Raw genomic sequence first — 19,061 nt, forward strand, 5'->3', positions numbered from 1 at the left:
ACGACTGCGGCCCCGCCGCATTCGTCCCCTCAAGGAGAATCATCATGAAAGTCGACGTCAAAGTCCCCCAGGTGGGCGAATCGATCACCGAAGCAACGGTCGGTCAGTGGATGAAAAAAAATGGCGAAGCGGTCAAGCGGAACGAAGTTCTGCTCCTGCTTGAAACCGACAAGGCTTCGGTGGAAGTCGTCGCCGAGAATGACGGTGTTCTGACCATCGCGGTGGAAGCCGGTAAAACCATTCCGATCGGCAGCGTGATCGGCTCCATCGACTCGGACGGAAAGGCGAGCGCGTCGGCCGCTCCCGCCGCGAAGGAAGCGGCTCCCCAGCCCGCGGCTGGCGCTTCGGCGAAATCCGAGCCGCAGCCGGCCGCACCCGTCGCTTCAGGGTCCGCGGTGATCCACCCCGATCTGAAAGGTCACCTGAGCCCCGCGGTTCAGAAGATCGTTTCTGAGCGCGGCCTGGACGCATCGTCGGTGACCGGCACGGGCCGTGACGGCCGCCTGACGAAAGAAGATGTCATGAACGCTCCCGCTGGTGGCGGCGGCGCGGGCACGGAAACCGTGAAACCCGCAACGCAACAGGCTCCCGCGAAGGGCGGAACCACGTCGGCGAAAGGACCGCAGCAGCGCGTCCCCATGACGACCATCCGTAAACGCATCGCCGAGCGCCTCGTCCAGTCGCAGCAGTCGACGGCGACCCTCACGACCTTCAATGAAATCGATATGTCGAAGGTCATGGAGCTGCGGGCGAAGTACAAAGACAAATTCAAAGAGCAGTACGGACTGTCTTTGGGCTTCATGGGCTTCTTCGTGAAGGCCTCGGTCCAAGCGCTGAAGGCCGTTCCTGCCGTGAACGCATTCATCGAAGGCACGGACCTCGTTTACAACAACTACGTGAACGTGGGCGTTGCGGTCGGAACGGAAAAGGGTTTGATCGTCCCCGTCGTGAAAAACGCGCAGGACATGTCGATCGCGCAGATCGAACAGGCGATCCGCGATTACGCATTGAAAGCGCGTGACGGCAAAATCTCGATCGACGATATGAGCGGCGGCACTTTCACCATCTCGAATGGCGGCGTGTACGGTTCGCTGATGTCGACCCCGATCCTGAATCCCCCGCAATCGGGGATCTTGGGCATGCACAAGATCGAAGAGCGCGCGGTCGTCGTGAACGGCAAGATCGAAGTCCGCCCCATGATGTACGTGGCGCTCTCCTACGATCACCGCGTGATCGACGGCAAAGAGGCCGTGACCTTCTTGGTGAAAATCAAAGAAGGCGTCGAGGACCCGGAACGTCTGTTACTGGAAATCTAATACGTCTAATTTGAAGGACTAGAAAATGTCGGAACAACAGTTTGATATCGTCATCATTGGCGGCGGTCCCGGTGGATATACGGGCGCCATCCGCGCGGCGCAGTTGGGTTTCAGCGTCGCGATCGTGGAAAAAGACAAAACTCTCGGCGGCACCTGCCTGAACGTGGGTTGCATTCCTTCGAAGGCCTTGCTCGAAAGTTCGGAGTACTATCACCTGGCCGCGCACGACTTCAAAGCCCACGGGATCGAAACCGGCGGCGTGAAGTTCGACCTCGCGAAAATGATGTCGCGCAAAGAGGGCGTCGTCCGTCAGCTGACGAATGGGGTCGCCTTCTTGATGAAAAAGAACAAAGTCACCCACTTCACCGGCTTCGGCCGCATCGTGAAAGCGGGCGTCGTCGAAGTGACGAACGCCGCGGGCGAGAAACAAACTCTCAATACCAAAAACATCGTCTGCGCGACCGGCTCGGTCGTCGCGGAGCTGCCGGGATTGAAGTTCGACGAGAAAAAGATCGTCTCTTCCACCGGCGCGTTGGAGCTGGATAAAGTTCCCGAGCACCTGATCGTCGTCGGTGGCGGCGTGATCGGCCTCGAGTTGGGTTCGGTCTGGCTGCGCCTGGGCGCGAAGGTCACGGTCGTCGAGTACGCCGAGAACATCTGCCCGTTCCTGGACGCGCAGGTGGGCGCGCAGCTGCGCAAGTCCCTGGAAAAGCAAGGCATGGTCTTCACGACGAAGGCGAAAGTCACCGGCTCGAAGATCAACGGCGACGTCGTGGAGCTGTCCTACGAGGACATGACCGACAATTCGCAAAAGACCCTGCAAGGCAACGTCGTGCTGGTTTCGACCGGTCGTCGCCCCTTCTCGAAGGGCCTGGGCCTGGAAGAGCTCGGCGTCGAGATCGACAAACGCGGCTTCGTGCAGATCGACAAGCACTACCGCACGAATGTTCCCGGCATCTACGCCATCGGTGATCTGGTCCCCGGACCGATGCTCGCGCACAAAGCCGAGGAAGAGGGCGTCGCGGTCGCCGAGATCCTCGCGGGTCAAGCGGGCCACGTGAATTACCACACGGTTCCTTCGGTCATCTACACCTTCCCCGAGGTCGCCTCGGTCGGTTACACCGAGGAAGAGGTGAAGGCGAAGGGCCTCGCGTACAACGCGGGTCAGTTCCCCTTCATGGCGAACGGCCGTGCGAAGGCATTGGGTTTCACCGACGGCTTCGTCAAGATCATCGCGGACGCCAAGTCCGACAAGATCATCGGGGCGCACATCATCGGTCCGCGCGCCTCGGAACTTCTGCACGAGATCGTCGTGGCGATGGAGTTCGGCGGCTCGTCGGAAGACCTCGCCCGCAGCTTCCACGCGCACCCGACCTTGAACGAAGTCGTGCGCGAAGCGGCCCTCGCGGTCACGAAGCGCGCCCGTCAGATGTAGTCGGTTTCGCTCTCGAAATCTCAATCTAAGACGCCGGGCTGGCTTATGGGCCCGGGGATGAACGCCGGGCTGAAAAACAGTTCGGCGTTTTTTTTCGAGTTGTTTCAATTCGCCCCAAAACCGGAATTTCTCGGGCCCCCGTGTGGGCGCGTGGCTACGCTGAATGAATGGGCCTGGCACTTCGGGGATTGATCGCCTTCACGCTGATTTCCACTCTGTTCGCGAGCCGACGGACGCTATCGCCGACGGGTTCGGACGAAGAGCGTATGGCCTACTACTACGCGCTCGTGGTCGAAGCTGCCGGCGCCTACCAACGCGATTTCCGTGCTTTCGATCGCGAGCGCACCGACGTCGCCCGGCAAGCCGCCGAGATTTTGCGACGTCCGCAACAGCTTCGCGCAATGAAGGATCAGGTGCGCCGAAACCCCGACCACGCGTCCGCCGAGCGCCACCTCCTGCGCTCGGAAATTCTGTATCAAGAGCTGAAACTCGCCACCGAGAAGAATCTGTTCCTAGAGAAATTCCCCGCGCTCGGACATGTCTTCACGGGTTACGAGAATCCCTACGGCGAACCCTTCGCGGCCGAGGGCTTGCCGACCGGAGCCGTCCTCGCGACGATGAAATACCAGTCGGGCTATCTGACGCCCTATATGTTGGCCCTGCCCGTGCATTGCGTACGGCCAGACTTTTGGAGCGATGCCAGTTGTATCTACGACGTGCCGCGGGCCTGCCAGGACTTCTACACCAGCCGCGAGCGCCAGCTGACCTACTGGCAGCTCACCGAAGACCTCGCGTTGCGGGAACAGACCACGAATCCCGATGAGGGCGAGATCGATCGCCTCGCGCGGCAGCTAGCGGCCCTCACCCCGAGATCGCGCGAAGCCGCGCGTTTGACGGCGAAGGCCACGCTCGGACTCTGTGGTTTGGCCGCGATGACGGGGCTTGATTTTTCGGCCGAGAAAATTCAGATCACCTACTCCCAATGGCCCGGTTGGACCAACGACATTCCCGACGGTTTCGACGAGGCGCTCGAATACCGGGCCGAGGTCTGCGGGCACTTCTCGGGCGAACGTCGTCTGAACTTGCAATCCTTGATGGTCTCGGAGCTCGCCCCGCACGCATCGATGCGCACGCTGGAGCTTTTCGCGTCGCTCACCGCCTGCGAGAGAAAAGGCGTGGCGAAAGCCAAAGACGTCAATCCGATACCTGAAGACATCGAGCTGCGCCCCTCCCGCAAACCCGCGGCGAGGTAGCCGCTCACTTCTTGAAACGCGACGCGTTTCAAGAAGTGAGCGGCTGGGCGCCCCCGGCTACCTCACGAGACAGAGCGTGAGGCCGCGGATATTTCCGATCTCGAATTGGACGAGGTGCGTGCCCGTGTGGCGGAACTCGATCCAGGTCGAATCCCGATCCCCCAGCTCGATACGCACATCCTCGACGGGACCGAACTGCGGATCGGTCGCGGACTTCGCGCCCCACTTCGAATCTTTGGTGATGACCGCGAACGCCCGGCGCGGCCCGAGATGCGCGGTCTCGAAATCCAGCTCGATCAGATCCGCATTGTAAGAGCCGCGCAGAAACTGGCGACTGACCGTCCGTTTGACCGCTTTCAACCGGCAATCGCGATTCTCGACCCAACGATCGGGCCCGAGCTTGCGCTCCAGATCGATCATCACGGCCGGAGTCACCACCCGCGTCGCCTTCGGTGACGAAGCGACGACTTCAAAAGCCTGAGCCGAAGAGAGAAAAAGAAAAGACCCCACCAAAGACATCAGCAAGTGCTTCATGGTCCAAGACCTCCCAAGCCACCCGCTCATTGTAAAATCAAAGCTTGTGATGACCGCAATCAGAAACGCACAAGGCTTCCATGATTCCCAAAGCAGGAGGAATAAGTTCGAAACTGTCGAGCAAACAGCCGCAAGGTTGCTGCCTCGCCGCACCAATTCCCACTCTAAAACGCAGTAAAAAACACACCAAAAATCCGTGAAGGCCCACCGAAAGGGACCTTCTTGAAACGCGACGCGTTTCAAGAAGGCAGCGGCTACCTCCGGCCTTGCGCCACCGCGATCATGATTTGGAAGAGCATGCGGGCGCCGACGTTGCCGTCCCACTCGTCGCCCTCGGGGGCGGGGGCAACTTCGACGAGATCGCCGCCAACGACTTTGCGGCCCGAGCGGACGACCGCTTGGATCAGGGCCGTGGCTTGCGCCATTTCCAGACCGCCGGGAACGGGCGTTCCGGTGTTGGGGCAGAGCTTGGGATCAAGACCATCGATGTCGAAGCTGATGTAGACCTGCGGTCCGAGCTTCGCGACGATGCGGTCGCAGATCGACTTCCACGATTCCCCCTCGTACTCGGCGTTTTTCAAATCCCAGTCGAAGAAGGTGTGGATGCGGTCGTCGTTTTTGATCAGGTTGATTTCAAATTCCGAAACGTCGCGGATGCCGACTTGGACCAAACGGTCGACGCCTTTCAACTTCAAGACGTTGAACATGATGGAGGCGTGACTCTGTTCGAAGCCTTCGTAAGCGTCGCGGAGATCCGCGTGAGCATCGAAGTGCAGAACGCTCAAGCCCGGAAACTTCGCCGCGTGGGCCTCGATGGGGCCGAGCGGGACGCTGTGGTCCCCGCCCAGAGTCAGCACGGCCTGGCCCTGGTCCAGAAGCTTCGCGACTTCTTTGCGTGACCACTCTTGCAGCTCAACGCCGCCGCGGTTCGCGGCCTCGCGGATCTTCGTCATCTCGGCGGTGCCGCGGTCCTCGCCCTGTTCGAGGGCGCTGATGTACTGCGCGGTCTGCTTACGCAAAGAGGCGCTGCGCTCGCGCCACTGTTCCGGCACCGGGATCGTCCCGATTTTCAACGAGCCCACGTCATCCAGATAAGGCGAGTACAGATCCAGCTGCGTACTGGCGTTCAGGACCGAATCCGGTCCGTCGACCGTGCCCGGGCGGTACGAGGTCGTCACGTCCCACGGAATCGGAAAAACGACGATATCGGCGTCTTTCGCTTCGATGTCCAAACCCAAATAATTGCCATTCTTCAAACCGACATCGCTGACATCGAGGCTCATGCCCGGGGCTCCTGTGTTTTATCATCTTGCAAAAGACGTTGGACGAATCCCGGCAACGCGAACGCCTGCGCGTGGATGCCGTCGTTGTAATAGTTCAATTTCTGCGCGCGCGCGAAAGCGTCGACCGACTGCAAATCGACATCGGCGATGGGGTGGCGTGCGGCCTTCGTTGCCAAATGCACGCTCCACATCCCCGTGGGGTAGGTCGGTGCGAAGAACAGCGCCACGTGCGCACGCTCCGCACCGAAACGCTTTTCCAAAGTCAGGTGCAGATCGCGGAAGGCCTCTTCGTGAAAGAGCGGCGATTCACCCTGCGCGGCCAAAACCCCTTGATCGTTCAAGATGCGGTGACAGTGCGCGAAGAACTCGGCGCTGAAAAGACCCTTCGCCGGCCCCACGGGATCCGAGCCATCGACGATGACGACGTCGTACACACCGGCGGCCGCATCCTGCACGAAGCGGATGCCGTCCTCCAAATGCAATTTCAGTTTCGGCGAAGCGAACCCCTCCGCCATGCGCGGGAAAAAGGTCTTGGCGGCCTCGATGACCTCGCCGTCGATTTCGACCAAGTCGATCCGCTCCAAAGACGCGTAACGGAGAAGCTCGCGCAACGTCCCGCCGTCCCCACCCCCAATCACGAGGGCGCGTTTCGGCGCGCGCAAATTCTGGAGCGCGGGATGCACGAGCATTTCGTGGTAGTGCGATTCGTCGCGCTCGGTGCACATGATGGCGTTGTCCAAAGCCAAAACGCGACCGTACTTTTCGCTTTGGAAAACGCGCACCGTTTGAAAGTCGGATTTTTTCTGGTGCAACATCGCGCCCTGATACTTCAAGGACAGTGCTTGGTGTTCGTCACGGTCCGTAAACCAAACCGAACGCTGGAACACCGGCGCGGGCGCGGCTGCCGCCGCCGGACGCACCGTCTTCGGCGTGAAGTCCGAACGGTTCAGCAGATTCAGCGAACCCCGGTGCATTTCCAGCGCCGAGTGATCCACAGCCTCAAAAATCTTTTTCAGGTAATCGAACGAAATCCAAGGATCGACGCTGTCGCCGCAGGTGAACAGATCCACCGCCGCGTAGCCGTACTCGGGCCAGGTGTGGATCGCCAAGTGGCTTTCCTGGATCACCACGACGCCCGAGACGCCGAAAGGTGAAAAATGGTGGAAGCTCGAATTGACGACGGTCGCGCCGGCCTCACGGGCGGCGTGAACCATGCCCTGCTCGACTTTCGAAACGTCGTCGAGCACTTCCGAATTGCAACCGCTGAATTCAACCAGAATATGGCGTCCGAGTGCGTTCATGCGCATTCGGATAGACGCAAACTAAGTGAGTTTCAAGTCATTCTTCCGAGGGATTTTCCGTCACGGAATCCATGGTCCAAAGCTCGGTCGCGCAGTCGCCCGCAAGCTCTTGAGCGCGCACCCAGGCGAGCCAGGTGGCGACGCGCTCCATCTTGGATTGGGCCGATGGCGTCAGATTTTTCCGAAGATGCCCCGCCCAATTGAACTCGTTTTTCGCGGGTTTCGCGTTCACGCTGGCCGGACGCCGATCTGCCGTTAAAAGCATCGCCCAGGACAACTCTCCGGGCTGAATCCGCGCCGAATCCTCATTGCGCTTTTCGACGAAATTGCGCGCGACTTCGATGGCGCGCGGGGCGTCCTCGAAATACGCGAGCAGATGCGTGAAATAGCGCAGGATCATTCGATCCTCGATGCGGGTGTCGAGTTCAGCCAGATTCGCATCGATCAAAGCGGGTTCCCAAAGATCCGTGATTTCTTGCGTGACCGCTTGGAAACGTTGGGCCGCCGCGAGCAAAACGATCAGCGATTCTTGGGCGGTTTCGGTCGCTCCGCAAGCTTGGGGAGCTTCGGGCGGGGTCGTTTTGTTGAAAAGCGCGCCCAACCGGCGGCACGAGTTCTTGTCGCTCGATTTCAATCGCGCGATCTCCCCGGGCCACTGACTTTGGAAGGCGTTCCAGTCCTGTTCACGCAGAAGCCCCGTGGTCCGCGCGTCGTCGAGCGCCATGAGGGAAAGACGCGGTCCGGTTTGGCTCGCGATCAAAGGCAGAAATTCGCGTTGCGCGATCTCGAAGCAGTCCGTGACGTCGAGCATGACGTTGTAAGTGACGAGGAGCTCTTCATCACGTGCGCAGCTATCCGTTTCCCCGGCGCAAGCGCCTGACGAGATGGACGGCAGCGCCGTGCTCGCGGCGCTCAGGCAGCGCTGCTGCACGTCCCCGCCATGACGGTAACGGGCGGCGCGAAAGATGGGCGGAAAGTCTTTCCAGAGCTTCATGTTGCCGGGCTCGCAGGATGCGGGCGCGCCCTTCCCCCAGAGCTTTTCATCGGTCAGGAAGTTCAAGTTCCAAGACGCCGGCGTCGGTTGACGGTCCGTTCCTGAAAGCGTCAGCGCGTGATAACCGCCGGCCACCAAAATGGACGACGTGACAAAGGCGAAAATAGCCCAGATCGGACGCACGGACATCGCTTCCTCCTAGGCTACTTATCAGGAGAAACGTCTGGAAAATTGAGTCCAATTCCACGCCCGTCTCGGATCGAGACGGGATCTGCAGAAATCCCCGATTCTGCCGATAAGTGAGCTATGACGTTGAAGGCGGGTTCGATTCTGCTGTTGGGGGCATTGCTGGCGCTGCTTGCGGGCTGCGCGCCGCCGATCGTCGAAGACCTGCGTTTTCAAAACGTCCCGCTTTCGAACAAACTTTCGGCGCAAATTTCGAATGGGGGGCAACCCCTGTCCGTGTCACCGACGTTCAAAGTCGTGAACGGGATCATCTCGATGAATAACGGTCAGACCGGATCCTCCAGCCCGTCATTCAAAATGACCGGCGGGATCACCTACGTCCCCGCCCAGTAATTACGGCGACTTTTTCTCGGCCTTCTTTTGGGCCAACCACACTTGATTGTTTTTGTAGAGCTGATTGTTCGGCTCAAGCGTCAACGCCAACGTCAGATGCTGCTGAGCCTTATCGAGCTGATTCGACAAGATGTAAGCCGTCGCGATGTTGTTCTGGGCTTTACCGTAGTCCGCGTCGCTCGCTTTCACGCGGGCCCACACTTCGACGGCGTTCGTGTAATCTTGCAGATTGTAGAACTCAAACCCCATGGCCATGAAGTCGGCCGCGGTCGCATCCTTCTTGTCGAAGAGGGACTTTTTGCGATCGTGCAGACCTTCTTTGGACTCTTTCAGTCGGCCTTCGGTCCACGCCAAATTATTGCGCGCCAGCTGGAAGTTCGGTTCGAGTTCGACCGAGCGACGGCAATGATCGACCGCTTCGCCGTGACGTCCCTGCGCGTTCAATTCCGCGCAGATATTGTTCCAAGCCAGCGGAGAGTTAGGGTTCATGTCCTTCGCCTTCACGTACATCTCCAAGGCTTGATCGCGCATGCCGCGATTGGCGTACTCCAACCCCAAAGAGATGTGGTTCTCGAAGCTCGGCGCCGACTTCAAGTTCGCCTCGGCCGCCGCCAAAGTATCGACCGGCGCCGCGGTTTCGTTTTTCTTCGTGCATGCGGAGTTCACCAACAGCAAGACGCTCGCGCTCAACAACCAGAGTTTCATCTTCTTCATTTTTTACCTCTTGATTCCGAGTCCCAAAAGAACGAACGGACGAATCATCGACCACCAGCCCACGACGGGCTGAATCTTACTGCGCCGTCCTTCGCCCAGATGATCGTAACGGATCGTGACCGGAAGTTCTTTGATCTTCAGTTTCGCCGTCCGCACGGCATGATAATGAATGTAATATTCGAGTTCGTAACGATTCAACCACTCTTGATCGATATCGATGCGCGGGTTCTGCAGAAAGTCGATGCGGTACGCGCGCAGTCCGCAGGTCGCGTCCGTGAACCAACGTCCCAAAAGCACGCTCACGCCCAACGAAAAAACCGGGATCGCGAATTTGCGGAAAGTGGGAAGTCCCGGGCTTTTCCCCAGATCCAGGAAGCGGCTTCCCTGAACGTACTGGACCTCACCGTTTTGGACGGGACCGAAAATTTTCGGAAATTCCGCGGGGACCATTTTGCCGTTGGAAGAGCTGATCAACACCCACTCGCAGCCTTGCGTTGACGCGTGACGAATCCCCGTCCGGATCGCCGCGCCGATGCCTTGATTTTTGCCATGGCGTAGAACGGTGAATCCCAGTCTTTCCGCGACGGCGTCCGATCCGTCCGTCGAGCCGTCATCCACGACGACCATCTGCTCCAGCGGTAATGTCTGTCGGCACTCGTTCAGAAAACGCTCGATCTCTTCGCCTTGATTGTAATTGGCGATGATGACCATACCTTTTTGCGTTTTCTGGGATGCGTTCAAAGAAGACTCCACGGTCGGCTTAAAGAGCGGACTGCAGACCGATGAGCGACGGATCGTTACCGAAAGTTTCAAGGCTCTCGTTCAAGATTTCACGCGCACGCGATTTGTTGCCCGTATTCAAGTGTAAGCGGATCAGCAGAGTCCGAACAAAGAGATTTTTACCTTGAGCCGCCTGATCCGCTTGCTCGGCGTACGGGATCGCCTCGGTCAGGCGACCGCGCGCGAACATGAACTCCGCGTAATACCGGCGGGCGTTGACTCCGGCGAAGTCGGCCTCGATGGCGCGTTTGTACAAGCTCTCGGACAGCTGCTCTTCGCCGCGCGAAACCCCGACCAAAGCCCGATTGATCAGGCAGTAAGAATAGCGCGGTTCGATCGCCAAACACGCATCCAGGATCTGGGCCGCGCGGTCCCACTCGGACCGGTGCATGTAGTTGAGCGCGGCGTTGTTGTGCGCCCGGACCGAGTCCGGATTCTTCGCGATCGTGTCTTCCCACAGATTCACGTTACTGGACCAGGTCACGTTGCGGGCCATCGTCCATCCCGCGTAGCCCACGATCACCAGCACCACGAAGGCCCGTCCCGCGACGCCCTTCTGGCGCAGCCAGTGGATGAGCGGGAACGAAAGCCCCGCGAACCCCAGGTAAGCCAAAAACGCGCGGTGATCGTTGACCGGCTCGGCCAGAACCAAAATCGAAGACGCGGGGGAGATCGCGCCGAAAAACCAGAAAAGGCAAAGCGCCAACAAGGGCGCGCGGCGAATGTAGAAGATCGCGACCGTCAGCAGGATCAAGTTCGCCGCGACCGACAGAATGACGCTCGTATCTCGCCACGAAGTCGCGAAACCGAACTGCAGATTGTCCGCGTTCAAATCGTAGGACACGAAGTACATCGCCATGTAGCGCAGGTAAGCGCGGAACTGGGTCGCGAAATAGATCCAACGATCCATTGAGCCGCGCGCCAAGTCCGAAGTCGGCTCGAACATCGAGACGATCAAGGCGAGCGCCAAGGCCCCGCTGACCACGTAGCCCAAATAAACGCCGAGATCGCGCCAGCCGAACCGCAAACGCCCTTCGCGGTAACGAAGGTAGATCTCGATCAACGGAATCATTCCCAAGATCGTGATGCCTTCCTCTTTCGACATCATCGCGAAGAAAACCCCGACGACCGAAATGACCCAACGCCACCACCGCCCGTCCTCACGGAAACGCAAGTACTGGTACAAACTGAAGGCGACGAACATCCCCGCCATGAGCGTCGAGGTCGCGGCGATGTAAGAGACGACCTGCGTATGGACCGGATTGACCAGGAAGAAAAGCCCCCCCAGAAGAATCACGGCCGCGGGAAGCTCCGGCAAAAGCCTGCGCCAGATCAGGGTGAAGAAGGTCGCGACGAACGAGAAAAACAGGATTTTGAAAGCGTGGAAGGGCCAGGTTTCCCCCTGACCGAGCTGCCAGCTGGTCCAGGTGTACATGGCCTGCATCGGCCGGTAACCCCAGTTGTCGGGACTCGACGAGTAGTAGCGCGCCGACGTCCACAGCTTAAAGAAATTCGCGGGATTCTGGATCGCATCGTTGGACTGCACCGTGTGCGCGTCGTCCAGAATGAAAGGCCCTTGCAACGAGGGCAGATAACATAAAAACGAAAGCCCGAGCGCGCAGAGCCAGAGCTTCAAGTTAAAGCGGGTGAGGTCCGGGGTGGTGAAACGGAAGCTCATGAAGCGCGTTTTTCGAGTCCCCGGACTTTCTCCTGGGCGATCTGTAAGACTTTGGGGTTCAGGTGTTTATGACAGCAAGGACGGATCAGCTCATCCACCCATGAAATCAAAGGCAAAGTCGTTTCGCCGCACGCGCAGATGCGGTGGGTTTGCTCGGCGGGAACGCCGGTCACCAAACAAAATGGCGGAACGTCCTTCGTCACGACGGCGCCCGCGCCGATCATGGCGAACGCGCCGATACGGATTCCGCAGCGGATGATCGCGCCCGCCCCGATGGACGAACCGTCGTCCAAAAAAGTCGAAGTGATTTCCCAGTTGTCGCGGCCCACGCGTGGATGCTGGTCGTTCGTAAATACGACCCCGGGACCGACGAAGCACCAACTGCCGACTTCGACGCCCTTGTAGATGTTCACGCCGTTCTGCACACGGGTACCGGCGCCGACGATCACGTCCGCATCGATGTAAACATCTTTACCAATCGAGACGGAGTGTCCCAGGCGAGCGCCTTGGCGAACATGTGCCAAATGCCACACTTTGACTTCGTCCTCAAGGATCGCGCCCTCTTCCACGAATGCAGATGCATGTACGAATTTGGCCACGAAGCCTCCTGTTACGACATATCCCGTATGATTCAATTTTGCCGGGCGTGACTCGTAATTCACAAGGCCAGTTGCCCTCGCCCTAGGCGGCGGCCCAGTGGGAAGCGCCGAAATTCCGAGCGTAAATCCAATCTTAGCTTCGGGTAGGACCTAGGACTGAATTTTGATTGGGGGATACTCAAAACCCATTTGTATTTTCTATTCTGAATTCCACATGACCCGGATGGCGGCTTGGCTTGGGAGTTTCGTCCCGGCCTTTATTTTGTTTTTTCATTTGTCGGCGCAGGCCGTGACCGAGGACACGCGAAGCATTCGCGTTTCGGTCCCGCGCTCCTCGGCCGACAAATCTTACGACGTCGAATTCTCGACCACCCGTGAGTTCACCGACGGCACCATCGTCCTCAAGAAAACCGGTAAATCGCCTTTTTACCTCGTGCTGGAGCCCGGCGTGTACTACATGCGCTGGCGCGAAGAGAAAACCTCCGGCGCCCCGGGGACGTGGCTTTCGCAAGGGGTCTTCTACCGCAAACACCCGGCCCCCCGCTTCACCGGTTTGAAGTCCTCGTACACCGGCGGTCCCGTCCAAGTGCGGTGGGAGGCGGTCCCCGGCGTGACGTGGTACCTGATCGATCTCGAAGGCCCCGGCGTGAAACTGAAAAACTACGTGCGGGCGCAAGAGATCGTCATGGAAACCCCGGCCGAGGGTAAGTACACGGTGCGGGTCTCGAGCGCGATCTCGGAACAGTTCCCGCCCGACGCCACCGAAATGTCCGAAGACCGGGTGAAAGCTTTCGTCGGCACGACATCGAAAGACAGCACCTTCTTCGTCGGCGCCGCGGCCGAGGTCCACCGCCGCGCGATCAACCAGACTTTTCCTTTGGGACGCATCCCCTTCTCGAAAACGCCTTACACGTTTTCGTGGGAGCCGGTCCCGAAAGGCCGGAGCTATAAAGTCACCTTGTACCAGCAAAAGGACGGCGACTCGTTGATGATCAGCGAGTCCCCGAATGTGACCGCCGCCTTCAGCCAACAGATCGCGGGGGTTTTGAGCGCGGGGGACTACCGCTGGACGGTCGAAACCCAAACCGACGACGCGATCTACTTCGGCGAATCCTCATTCACCGTCGAAGACCCCAAAACCTTCGTGAACGGAACGCAGTTCGCGGTGCACTTGCGCTCGGGACGTTTCAACTACTCGACGTCGCTGGTCGGCGCCGAAACCGCCTTCGGCTCGAACATCAACGGCTTCGACGTCACCTACGCCTACGCGCCGTCGGAATCACGCACTTACGAAATCGCCTATTCGTCGGATTCGATCATCCTGCGGGGTTATCTTTCGAACTTCGAACGCATCACGCTTCAGCAAAAACGCATCGGCAAAATCACCAACGAATCGCACTACAGCCTGAACTGGGGTTACCAGTACGACTCGAGCTTCGAATTTCTGGCGCGGACCAACGCCGAATTCGAAACCGGAAACTCGAAACGCCACGCGATCTCGTTTGGCGGCGAGTACGGAATGCAACTGAATCCGAAAACGGTCCTCGCCTTCGAAGGCGAACTGCAACTGACGTTCATGACCCAGGGTGGAGCGCTCAGCTCCAACACGATGGGCGCAACCATGGGCGGTTATGATTTCGGGATCAAAGCGGTTTATCTGATCGATCACCCGCTCGCGCTGTCCTTGGGCGTGCACTATATGCAGGACGCCTACGGCTACACCGCCGGGAACAACCAGGACGTGAGCATCAAACACAGCCGCCTGCTCGGCAAAGTCGGCTTCGTTTACGTGTTCTGAACACGGACACATTTTGAGACAGGGTTTCCGCGATTCGAGACAAGCCAAGCAACCCTCTGTGAAAAATCCGTAGCCTCCCCTATCATCAAATCTCTTGGTCTCGGGGAAGGGGAAAGACGTGAAACGCAGATTATCGTCCGCGAATGCTCGGTATCTGTTGGTACCCACCCTCCTTCTGACCTGCCTGATCCCGTTTCAAAACTGCGCGGAAGTCAGCTTCGAGCAGGATTCCGCCTCGCTTCAATCCTCACTGGAAGTCGGCCCAGAAGAAGACCATATTCCCGTTGTCCCGGAGATCGTCGCTACGCCAACGCCGAAGCCGGTGACGCCCGTTCCAACGCCGACGCCAAAGCCGCCGAGCGGTCCGTTTGCCTGGAAGACGGGGGCATATGGCGCTTGCGGGGCCGCTTGCGGAAAGGGCCTCCAATTCCGCAATGTCGAATGCCGGGATGAGTCGACTAACCTGCAGGTCGCGGAAACCTACTGCGCTGGCATCGCGAAGCCCGCAGCCCAACTTGCTTGCCAGGTGGCGAACCCCAGCTGCAAGACATGGATCCGCAGCGCGGCCGACTTCATAAACCTGAAGGCCGGTCCCGGCGAATACGCCTGCGTCGAGGACGACATCGACTTCAAAGGCGCCGTCGTCGACGGGCGTTTCGCCACGAATCTTTCGAATCAAACCGTCGACGGCTGCGGGCACACGCTCAAGAACCTCGCGTTCCGTACGCGCGGGTTGTTCGGCGCGATCACCTCGACGACGATCCGACGGCTCACGGTGGTCGACGCCGACGTGAACGTCACGGCGAGCCCGTCCTTCTCTGAAGCCGCGCATTTCGGCACGATCGCCAACACGATCGCCGAGTCGTCACTGGTCGAGGACGTCGAAGTCCGCACGTCGCGAAAATTCCAGGTCAAGATGAACGGCTTCGCGACGTGGTGTGCGGGCATCGTCGGCATCGCATCGGGCGGAACCTTCCGGCGGATCAAGTTCCAAGCGGGCGAAGTGGACTTGCAGTGTTATTTCGCCGGTGGTTTCGCCGGCCGCATTTTCCCGGTCAACTCGTCCGTGAAAGCTTCAGAGATCGGGCTGTCATGGACCCGCCTCTCCTATCTCGGCAGCGGCCACAGCGTATCCGGCGTCGGCATGGTCGACGGAGTTTTCGGCGGATTCGTCGGCCGTTTCTTCGGCTATCACCCCGCCACCGACGAACTGCGATCGATCCAGGTTCACGGGAACGTCCAAATCACCGGCGTCGCCGGCTCGGTCGGCGGGGTCATTGGACAGATCTTTCAGACGGTGATCGAGCACCCGCCTTTACTCCAATCGCTCTCCTACACGGGAACCATCGAACGTCGGCAGTCCTTCTCTTGCGTCGGGCAGAACCCCGGCGTCGGCGGTCTTCTAGGTCATTTCTTTCCGAAGACCGGTACGAATGTCCCGGTGGTGATCCGGCAGTCGTCGTTCACAGGCACCCTCCGCATTCACGAATGCGATCCTCCCATCGGACACTCGGCGCTGACCGCCCAGGGATTCAAGATGAACGCGGGCCTTGGGATCGGCAGCGCGCGCGATCACGAGGACATGATTCAGCTGAAGGATTTCAACTCGGTCGGAAACGTCCTGGTAGAGGTCCCTGGACGAGGCGTGACGACCACGTCCTCGGTCCCCCGCTACCCGGTGATCTGGAAAGTCGGTCCGTAAGCTTCGCCTACAGCCAGAGCGATTTGACGTTGCGTTCGCGGGCCACCGCGATCGCGTCTTCGTAGCCCGCGTCCACGTGGCGGAAGATGCCCATCGCGGGATCCGCCGTCAGCACGCGCTCCAAACGTCGTGCGGCCGCGTCGGTGCCGTCCGCGACGATGACCTGACCCGCATGCTGCGAATAGCCCATCCCCACGCCGCCGCCGTGATGGAGCGAAACCCAGCTCGCGCCGCAAGCGGTGTTCACCATCGCGTTCAAGAGCGGCCAGTCGCTGACCGCATCCGAACCGTCTTTCATCGCTTCGGTTTCGCGGTTGGGCGACGCCACGCTACCGCAGTCCAAGTGATCGCGGCCGATGACGATCGGCGCGCGCACTCGGCCCGACTTTACGAGTGAGTTGAAAAGCAGTCCCGCTTTCGCGCGCTCGCCGTACTCCAACCAGCAGATCCGCGCCGGCAGGCCCTGGAACTTGATCCGCGCTTGGGCCATATCCAGCCAGTGGTGCAGATCACGTTTACCGGGGAAAAGCTCGCGAAGCGCGTCGTCGGTGACCTGGATATCCTTCGGATCACCCGACAGCGCGACCCAACGGAAAGGACCGCTGCCGCGACAGAAAAGCGGACGGATGTACGCGGGCACGAAACCCGGGAAATCGAACGCGTCCTTCACGCCGTGCTCCAGCGCGCGGGCGCGCAGGTTGTTGCCGTAATCGAAAACGATCGCGCCCCGTTTTTTCAGCTCCAGCATGCCGCGCACGTGCTTCGCCATGCTGTCGTAGGTTTTTTCCAAGTAGGCTTTTTGATCGCGTTTGCGGAACTCCGCCGCGCTTTCCACCGAGTAGCCTTCGGGGATGTAACCCACGAGCGGATCGTGCGCCGAAGTCTGATCGGTCACGAGCTCGGGAACCAGGCCCTTCTCCATCAACTCCCAGATGACGGTGGCGGCGTTTCCCTGCAGCGCGATCGAGCGCGCCTGTCCTTCGGCTTTGTACTTCGCGACTTTCGCGAGCGCGTCGTCGAGATCCTTCGCGACCTCGTCGACGTATTTCGTTTCGAGGCGTTTCTGAATGCGCGTGGGATCGACTTCCACCGCCAACACGACGGCACCGGCGAAAACGCCCGCGAGCGGCTGCGCGCCGCCCATGCCGCCCAGGCCCGCGGTGTAGATCAGCTTTCCGCGCAGCGAACCGCCGAAGTGCTGACGGGCCGCCTCGTTGAAAGTTTCGTAAGTGCCTTGGATGATGCCTTGGGTGCCGATGTAGATCCACGAGCCCGCGGTCATCTGCCCGTACATCATCAGACCTTTGCGATCGAGTTCGTTGAAGTGCTCCCAGTTCGCCCAGTGCGGAACCAGATTCGAATTCGCGAGCAGCACCCGGGGCGCGTCCATGTGGGTGCGCACGATGCCGATCGGCTTCCCGCTTTGCACGAGAAGAGTCTCGTCATCGGCGAGCGTTTTCAGCGCGTTCAAAATTTTGTCGAAGGATTCCCAGTTGCGGGCGGCTTTCCCGATCCCCCCGTACACGACGAGGTCTTCGGGTCTTTCGGCGACGGCGGGATCCAGATTGTTCTGGATCATGCGGTAGACCGCTTCTTGAACCCAGCCTTTACAGCTGAGGTTGGTACCGGTGGGGGATTTGACGACTCGGGGTTCCGACATAGCACTCTCCGCAGATAAGAGGCGCTATGATTAGGACGGCAGGCGATTTTGTCAATCGCGAGGCTTAGTAGAAGCTATAGAACGCCCAGATAAAGACGAATCCGGAAAGTCCGACCCCGAAGGCCAAGCGATAAAAATGTTGCACCATGACCAGTCCTCCGCACTCCCGGCCTCGAAAAGCCAAGGGATGCCGTTTTAGGCACCGGGATTGTCAAAAACTTGAACAATCATCCCTCCTCAAGAGGGATTTCGGTCCCGGTGCGACCTTCACGGAGAGTGAATTTCAAAAGCCGGGCCGTACGCCTCGCGTCAGTTTCGGGCGCAGGAAAAGGCCGCCCATCAGCAAAGCGTCGGTCACCAACACGCCCAGATAGAAATTCTCGAGGGACGGCGTGAGCGCCCAGGCGAGCGCGAACTGCGCGCTCCAAAGACCGACGACGCTCGCCGCGAGCTTCCACTCGCCACGACTGACTTCCGTTTGCGTGACCAGAAACAAAAACGTCAGCGTCGAGATATGCAAAACGCCCAAAGCCACCCAGTGCGCGGGCGCGATGCGCGCGGGAAAGAAAAACCAAGCGCCCAACGCGATGAGCGCACCGACCCCGACGACCGGCAAAAAGCGCGCGGGCTGCGTCCGTCCGCCGCCGGCCTGCACTTGTTTGGAAATCAACAGCTGCGCGAAGATCAGAATCAAAAAGAAGAAAGCTTTGTAAACCAAAGCCACGCTACCGAAGCGTCCCAGATCCTCGGGCCCCAAGAGATGCCCGGCCGCCAGCAGATCGAATTGCGGAGCCGCCGCGGTGACGATCGCCAAGAGCAGGCTCGTCGCGAAGACCTCTTTGCGGATGGGGCTCGCCACGTGTTTGGCGTCCGCGTCCTCGCGGTCCACCAGAAACGCGATCCAAAGTCCCGCCGGCACGCCCCAGACGACGCCCGCGTAGACCGCATCGCGCAGCTGCTCCGGGGGCGCGCCGATCCACCACATCACCGCCGGAATGCCGAGCTTCACGACGGCCGCGACCGCGAGCACCACCGAAATCAGGATGAGCCGACCGCGCGCGAGCGCCCGTCCGAACACGATCCCCTGCAGGCAAGCCCAGAACCAGCCGATCGCCGTCACGCCGACCCAGGCCTGCATCGACTGCGCGAAACCCGCGAGGGCGACCGTCAAAAGTAAAATCGGGATCGCCAACCGCGGGCGGAACAAGCGTCGGAACAGGGGCTGCGCGGGACCGTCCAGCGTCGCGAGCGCCTGCACCCAGGTGGCCACGAGCAGCGTCAGCGCGAACTGCGCGAACCACACCGACCACGCGCCGAAGTCCTCCAGACTTAAGATCTGGCGCGCGAGCAGCTGGTAAACGTAGTGAAGCGCGCCGACCCCGGCTTGGATCACGACGAAGATGAAGGACGGGCTCAGCAGCTTCTTCAACACGGA

16 protein-coding genes are annotated in these 19,061 nt (G+C 59.8%); 6 read left to right on the forward strand and 10 right to left on the reverse strand.

Annotation, left to right across the window (positions count from 1 at the left end; genetic code table 11):
- Positions 1-44: 44 nt before the first annotated feature.
- The 3 genes from odhB (at position 45) to KF767_05295 (ending at position 4,004) form a co-directional block, all read left to right on the forward strand.
- A complete protein-coding gene (odhB, locus tag KF767_05285) occupies positions 45-1,316 on the forward strand; it encodes a 2-oxoglutarate dehydrogenase complex dihydrolipoyllysine-residue succinyltransferase (protein ID MBX3017281.1) in 1,272 nt (423 codons plus the stop codon).
- Positions 1,317-1,341: 25 nt separating this feature from the next.
- Positions 1,342-2,751 (forward strand): dihydrolipoyl dehydrogenase, encoded by a 1,410-nt coding sequence (gene lpdA, locus KF767_05290; GenBank protein ID MBX3017282.1) that lies wholly within the window; start codon positions 1,342-1,344, stop codon positions 2,749-2,751.
- Between the two features lie 167 nt (positions 2,752-2,918).
- A complete protein-coding gene (locus KF767_05295) occupies positions 2,919-4,004 on the forward strand; it encodes a hypothetical protein (GenBank protein ID MBX3017283.1) in 1,086 nt (361 codons plus the stop codon).
- Positions 4,005-4,061: 57 nt separating this feature from the next.
- Here KF767_05295 and KF767_05300 read toward each other — a convergent pair whose 3' ends face one another.
- From KF767_05300 to KF767_05315, 4 genes are all read right to left on the reverse strand, one after another.
- Positions 4,062-4,538, reverse strand: coding sequence for a hypothetical protein (locus tag KF767_05300; protein ID MBX3017284.1), 477 nt, complete (start codon positions 4,536-4,538; stop codon positions 4,062-4,064).
- A 254-nt stretch (positions 4,539-4,792) separates the two neighbouring features.
- Positions 4,793-5,821, reverse strand: coding sequence for an agmatinase (gene speB, locus KF767_05305; GenBank protein MBX3017285.1), 1,029 nt, complete (start codon positions 5,819-5,821; stop codon positions 4,793-4,795).
- Positions 5,818-7,122, reverse strand: coding sequence for a polyamine aminopropyltransferase (gene speE, locus KF767_05310; GenBank protein MBX3017286.1), 1,305 nt, complete (start codon positions 7,120-7,122; stop codon positions 5,818-5,820). The genes speB and speE overlap by 4 nt, the downstream gene beginning before the upstream one ends.
- Positions 7,123-7,159: 37 nt before the next feature.
- Entirely contained in the window at positions 7,160-8,305 is a 1,146-nt protein-coding gene (locus tag KF767_05315) for a hypothetical protein (protein MBX3017287.1), read from the reverse strand.
- Positions 8,306-8,422: 117 nt separating this feature from the next.
- On the opposite strand from KF767_05315, the gene KF767_05320 reads away from it, so the two are divergent.
- Positions 8,423-8,695: a hypothetical protein gene (locus KF767_05320; GenBank protein MBX3017288.1), complete on the forward strand. Its 273-nt coding sequence runs from the start codon at positions 8,423-8,425 to the stop codon at positions 8,693-8,695.
- On the opposite strand, the gene KF767_05325 is transcribed toward KF767_05320, so the two are convergent.
- Genes KF767_05325 through KF767_05340 form a run of 4 tightly spaced genes read right to left on the reverse strand, consistent with a single transcriptional unit; the run spans position 8,696 to position 12,328 of the window.
- Complete coding sequence (locus KF767_05325; protein MBX3017289.1) at positions 8,696-9,409, reverse strand: hypothetical protein; 714 nt, start codon at positions 9,407-9,409, stop codon at positions 8,696-8,698. It abuts the gene before it with no gap.
- A gap of 3 nt (positions 9,410-9,412) precedes the next feature.
- Complete coding sequence (locus KF767_05330; GenBank protein ID MBX3017290.1) at positions 9,413-10,150, reverse strand: glycosyltransferase family 2 protein; 738 nt, start codon at positions 10,148-10,150, stop codon at positions 9,413-9,415.
- A gap of 19 nt (positions 10,151-10,169) precedes the next feature.
- Positions 10,170-11,867: a tetratricopeptide repeat protein gene (locus KF767_05335; protein ID MBX3017291.1), complete on the reverse strand. Its 1,698-nt coding sequence runs from the start codon at positions 11,865-11,867 to the stop codon at positions 10,170-10,172.
- Positions 11,864-12,328: an N-acetyltransferase gene (locus KF767_05340; GenBank protein MBX3017292.1), complete on the reverse strand. Its 465-nt coding sequence runs from the start codon at positions 12,326-12,328 to the stop codon at positions 11,864-11,866. The genes KF767_05335 and KF767_05340 overlap by 4 nt, the downstream gene beginning before the upstream one ends.
- A gap of 361 nt (positions 12,329-12,689) precedes the next feature.
- Between KF767_05340 and KF767_05345 the strand changes: the two genes are divergently transcribed.
- Complete coding sequence (locus KF767_05345; protein MBX3017293.1) at positions 12,690-14,264, forward strand: hypothetical protein; 1,575 nt, start codon at positions 12,690-12,692, stop codon at positions 14,262-14,264.
- A 118-nt stretch (positions 14,265-14,382) separates the two neighbouring features.
- Entirely contained in the window at positions 14,383-15,966 is a 1,584-nt protein-coding gene (locus tag KF767_05350; GenBank protein ID MBX3017294.1) for a hypothetical protein, read from the forward strand.
- A 7-nt stretch (positions 15,967-15,973) separates the two neighbouring features.
- Here KF767_05350 and hutU read toward each other — a convergent pair whose 3' ends face one another.
- Together hutU and KF767_05360 are read right to left on the reverse strand one after the other, a co-directional pair.
- Positions 15,974-17,626, reverse strand: coding sequence for a urocanate hydratase (hutU, locus tag KF767_05355; GenBank protein MBX3017295.1), 1,653 nt, complete (start codon positions 17,624-17,626; stop codon positions 15,974-15,976).
- A gap of 283 nt (positions 17,627-17,909) precedes the next feature.
- Positions 17,910-19,058, reverse strand: coding sequence for a hypothetical protein (locus tag KF767_05360; GenBank protein MBX3017296.1), 1,149 nt, complete (start codon positions 19,056-19,058; stop codon positions 17,910-17,912).
- Between the last annotated feature and the right edge of the window lie 3 nt (positions 19,059-19,061).

It is taken from the genome of Pseudobdellovibrionaceae bacterium (assembly GCA_019637875.1).
In the GTDB taxonomy this organism is placed as follows: domain Bacteria; phylum Bdellovibrionota; class Bdellovibrionia; order Bdellovibrionales; family Bdellovibrionaceae; genus JAHBUW01.

What these genes read in the sequence shown, in the direction of transcription:
- odhB (MBX3017281.1), top strand. Translation starts at nt 45, where the DNA reads ATGAAAGTCGACGTCAAAGTCCCCCAGGTGGGCGAATCGATCACCGAA.
- lpdA (MBX3017282.1), top strand. Translation starts at nt 1,342, where the DNA reads ATGTCGGAACAACAGTTTGATATCGTCATCATTGGCGGCGGTCCCGGT.
- KF767_05295 (MBX3017283.1), top strand. Translation starts at nt 2,919, where the DNA reads ATGGGCCTGGCACTTCGGGGATTGATCGCCTTCACGCTGATTTCCACT.
- KF767_05300 (MBX3017284.1), bottom strand. Translation starts at nt 4,538, where the DNA reads ATGAAGCACTTGCTGATGTCTTTGGTGGGGTCTTTTCTTTTTCTCTCT.
- speB (MBX3017285.1), bottom strand. Translation starts at nt 5,821, where the DNA reads ATGAGCCTCGATGTCAGCGATGTCGGTTTGAAGAATGGCAATTATTTG.
- speE (MBX3017286.1), bottom strand. Translation starts at nt 7,122, where the DNA reads ATGAACGCACTCGGACGCCATATTCTGGTTGAATTCAGCGGTTGCAAT.
- KF767_05315 (MBX3017287.1), bottom strand. Translation starts at nt 8,305, where the DNA reads ATGTCCGTGCGTCCGATCTGGGCTATTTTCGCCTTTGTCACGTCGTCC.
- KF767_05320 (MBX3017288.1), top strand. Translation starts at nt 8,423, where the DNA reads ATGACGTTGAAGGCGGGTTCGATTCTGCTGTTGGGGGCATTGCTGGCG.
- KF767_05325 (MBX3017289.1), bottom strand. Translation starts at nt 9,409, where the DNA reads ATGAAGAAGATGAAACTCTGGTTGTTGAGCGCGAGCGTCTTGCTGTTG.
- KF767_05335 (MBX3017291.1), bottom strand. Translation starts at nt 11,867, where the DNA reads ATGAGCTTCCGTTTCACCACCCCGGACCTCACCCGCTTTAACTTGAAG.
- KF767_05345 (MBX3017293.1), top strand. Translation starts at nt 12,690, where the DNA reads ATGGCGGCTTGGCTTGGGAGTTTCGTCCCGGCCTTTATTTTGTTTTTT.
- hutU (MBX3017295.1), bottom strand. Translation starts at nt 17,626, where the DNA reads ATGTCGGAACCCCGAGTCGTCAAATCCCCCACCGGTACCAACCTCAGC.